General features: G+C 60.4%; 3 protein-coding genes and 1 pseudogene. 3 read left to right on the top strand and 1 reads right to left on the bottom strand.

Translation table 11 applies throughout. The annotated features are described in order from the left end of the window. Positions 1-164: 164 nt before the first annotated feature. Positions 165-887 carry a Crp/Fnr family transcriptional regulator gene (locus tag Q0341_RS11510; RefSeq protein WP_299513396.1) on the top strand — a complete coding sequence of 241 codons (723 nt, stop codon included), beginning with the start codon at positions 165-167 and terminating at the stop codon, positions 885-887. Between the two features lie 54 nt (positions 888-941). Continuing rightward, entirely contained in the window at positions 942-1754 is an 813-nt protein-coding gene (hutG, locus tag Q0341_RS11505) for an N-formylglutamate deformylase (RefSeq protein WP_299513393.1), read from the top strand. 203 nt (positions 1755-1957) lie between these two features. Here the strand turns inward: hutG and Q0341_RS11500 are convergent, their stop codons facing one another. Next, positions 1958-3133, bottom strand: a complete 1176-nt coding sequence (locus tag Q0341_RS11500; protein ID WP_299513390.1) for an alkane 1-monooxygenase — start codon at positions 3131-3133, stop codon at positions 1958-1960. Between the two features lie 215 nt (positions 3134-3348). Between Q0341_RS11500 and Q0341_RS11495 the strand changes: the two are divergent. Then, positions 3349-4007 (top strand): annotated as a pseudogene (locus Q0341_RS11495) (GMC family oxidoreductase N-terminal domain-containing protein); the annotation flags it as partial.

Genomic DNA, 4007 nt, shown 5'->3' with positions numbered 1-4007 from the left:
AGGGGCAGTAAATTTCATGTTGTCTCCAATGGATGGGTTACAGGCTTGATCACCCTCAAGCTCGGTGAGCCGATTTAATTCCCCTCCGATGCCGCAAATTGTTTCTGATGTGACAATTTAGGGGAAAGCACTCAAAATAAGTTTGAAAGAGACCTGAGCGAGCCATGCCCCCAACACGCCAACACACCACCGCCAAGCCCCCATCAACCGACAAGCGCAGCGCGGTGTTCAAAGCCCTTGATGCCGCTGTCTTCAACCAGGCTTGGGCAGAAAACGCGGCGCTCACGCCCCGCTCAGCACAAGCCCTACACAACGTGGGTGTTCTGCGCAATTGGACCGATGGGCATGTGGTGCTCAGCCGTGGTCAGCCCACATCCACCGCTTTGATGTTGGTCAAGGGACGGTTGCGCGTGAGCGTGACCACGCCCGAAGGTGAAGAGCAATTGCTGCGCTGGATGCTGCCCGGAGAAATATCAGGCCTGAGTTCGGTGTTTGCGGAATCCACTTACCCGGCCGATTTGGTCTCGTCGGGTCAGACACAGGTGCTGCACATTGAGCGCAGTCGGCTCATCGACCTGATCGGGCGCGACCCCGTGGTGGCGGTGGACCTGCTGCGCATTTTGGGTCTACGCATCAACCAGTTGTTTGACACCTTGGCCGATCAGGGCATGCACAGCCTGGAACAACGCGTGTGGGCCACGTTGGAGCGGATTGCCAAATTCAACAGCGTGACCGTGCCCGACGGTGTGATGCTGCGTGTGAGCCAATCGGACCTGGCCCAAGCCGCCTCCGCATCACGTCAACGCGTCAATCAGCAGCTGCGGCACTTCCAAGATCAGGGCTTGATACGGTTGGGCTACCGTAACATCGTTTTGCTGCGCCGCTGAGCGCGTGAAGCCACGCCAACTCGTTCTTTTCAATCGATCACAATGGCATCACCGATGACGTTTCAAACCACCGAGCCCCCCTTCCGCTTTCGCCAAGGCACACGCCCTTTGCTGATTTCGATGCCGCATGTGGGCACGCATGTGCCGCCTGAATTGGCCGTGCGTTTCACCGACGAAGGCCAGCGCGTGCCCGACACCGACTGGCACTTGGAGCGCCTCTACGACTTCGCCGATGAACTCGGTGCGTCTGTGCTGGTGGCCACGCATTCGCGTTTTGTGATCGACCTGAACCGGCCGCCAGACGGCGCGAGCCTGTACCCCGGGCAAAGCGTCACGGGCCTGTGCCCGGTGGATTTGTTTGACGACCAGCCGCTGTACCGCGACCCAACCGATGTGCCGGGCGAAGCCGAGATTGCCCAGCGGCGCGACGCCATTTGGCAGCCGTACCACGCACAACTGGCGCAAGAGCTGGCCCGCCTCCAAGCCGCTCATGGCGCGGCCGCTTTGTGGGACGCGCACTCCATCCGCTCGGTGGTGCCACGTTTTTTTGAAGGCACCTTACCCGACCTGAACTTAGGCACGGCCAACGGGGCCAGCTGCAGCCCTGTGCTGGCCGAACTGCTCTTGTCCATTGGCAAGCAAGCCACCGGCTACACGGCGGTGCTCAACGGCCGCTTCAAAGGCGGGCACATCACCCGCCAATATGGCAACCCGACGCAAGGCGTGCACGCGGTACAGCTGGAAATGACGCAAAGCAGCTACATGCAGGAAAGCTGGCCCTTTGACTATTTGCCCGCAGTGGCAGAGGGCGTGCAGCCCCATGTTCGGCGCATGCTGGAAGCGGTATTGGCTTTTGTTGAGACCTGAGGCCATAGGCATGCCCTGCCCTGGTGCTGAGGCCTTGCTGAGCCGATGCCTTCTGATGGGTCGGGCCTTTAGGGTCCGCTAACCATCGTTTCGCGCAGCTTCATTTTCGAATGCCAGTGGCCCACCCGCCATGTGTCGGACCTGAAGGCACCGACCTACGAAAACCGATCCCATCGCAAAGTGACATGCCTCCCGTCGGGCCTTTAGGGTTCGACGTTTCTCCTTGGGTCAGGCCAACGCTGCATCAATCTGTGCCGAGCTGACGCTTGCACATTGACCCGCCCTAAATCCCCGCCGTAGTGCGCCATCACACGGCGGTCCATCCACGCAAACCAGACAGGCGGCCAATACGCCACCGTGATCATGGTGGCGTAACCTGCGGGCAATTGCGGGGCGGACGCGAAATGCCGCAGCGCTTGGTAGCGGCGACTGGGGTGTGCGTGGTGGTCTGAATGCCTTTGCAGGTGGTAGAGCAGCAAGTTGCCCACCAAGTGGTTGCTGTTCCAGGAGTGCTCGGGCTCGCAACGCACATAGCGCCCGGACGCGTCACGCTGGCGCAGCAAACCGTAGTGCTCCACGTAGTTCACCACTTCCAACATCGAGATGGCGTACACCGCCTGCAACAGCAGAAACGGCAACGCCATCCAGCCCAGCCACCCGCAAAGCGCGCCAAACAAGAGCAGGGTCAGGGCCCATGCCTGGAGGTTGTGGTTTTGGGAGTGCCAAACACGCATGCCTTGTTTGTTCAAACGCTCTTGCTCCAGCGTCCAGGCCGATTGCCAGCTCCCCAAAACTGAGCGCGGCAAAAAGGCCCAAAAGCTTTCGCCCATGCGGGCGCTGGCCGGGTCTTCTGGAGTGGCTACGCGTTTGTGGTGGCCCCGGTTGTGCTCGACAAAAAAGTGACCATAGGCACTGGGTGCCAAAGCGATCTTGGACAGCCACCGGTCCAAGGTTTCTTTTTTGTGGCCCAACTCATGCGCGGTGCCGATGCCTATGCCGTTGATGGCCCCCACCGTGAGCACCAAGGCGGCATATCCAAACCAATCCAGTGGCTGGGTGGCCGCGATCCAGGTGCCCAACACCGTGCCGATCATTTGCAGGGGCACATAGGCCCACACCATGGCGCGGTAAAACATGTCCTGATCGAGTTGCGCCACCGCCGATTCGGGCGGGTTGCTGAAGTCCTCGCCCAACACGCGGTCGAGCACCGGCAACAAGACATGGATGATCAATGGGGCCAGCAACATGCACCACCATTGCCCAGTCATGACGAACGCCAGCAAGGAGCTTGTGAATGTCAAGGGTATCGAAGGGCTCAGCAGCCACCACCAGCGCTTGTCTTGCCATGCCTCTTCGAAGTTGACGGCTGGGCTGCTCATAGGTGCGGCCTGGTGAACATTCCCGGGCCAAGAAACTCAAGGACGGTCCGCATAACTTATCTCCTCATGTGATCCCATTTTGAGGGGTTTTTGGGCCAACGAGATCTCACCGTGACAAGGGGTTTACTGGGAAAAACCCTGATGCACACAAGACAGGCCGCGACACGCTAGAGCCCTTATATTGGACGCACAAAACATTTGGACGGGGGGAATTCATGGACTTTGACTGCGTGATCGTAGGCGGTGGCTCGGCCGGGTGCGTGCTGGCAGCCCGTTTGAGCGAAGACCCTGCAGTGCAGGTGGCCCTGATCGAGGCCGGGCCACCCGACAACAGCGCCTTGATCCATTGCCCGGCGGGCATCGCGCTCATGGCCCGCACCGAAATCGTCTCGCAAGGCCTGACACCGTGCCGCAACCCGGCTTGAACGGCCGCATCGGTTTTCAGCCGCGTGGCCGCACCTTGGGTGGCTCCAGCTCGACCAATGCGATGGCCTACATCCGTGGTCAAGCCGTCGATTACGACACTTGGGCTCAGATGGGTTGCACGGGCTGGTCCTGGGCCGAGGTCTTGCCCTACTTTCTGAGGGCCGAGCACAACGAGCGCATCCACAACGAATGGCATGGTCAAAACGGCCCCTTGAACGTGGCCGATCTGCAAAGCCCCAATCCGTTCGCCAAACGCTTTGTCGAGGCGGGCGTGCAAGCGGGGTTGACGCACACCACCGACTTCAATGGCCCCTCGCAAGAAGGCGTGGGCCTGTACCAAGTCACGCAGAAGGCGGGCGAGCGTTTCAGCGCGGCCAAGGCCTACCTCACGCCAAACTTGGGCCGACCCAACTTGCACGTCATGACCGGCGTCACCGTGGACCGCATT

The sequence above is a fragment of the uncultured Limnohabitans sp. genome (assembly GCF_937889215.1).
GTDB lineage: Bacteria > Pseudomonadota > Gammaproteobacteria > Burkholderiales > Burkholderiaceae_C > Limnohabitans_A.
This window is presented reverse-complemented; position numbering and strand designations above follow the sequence as displayed.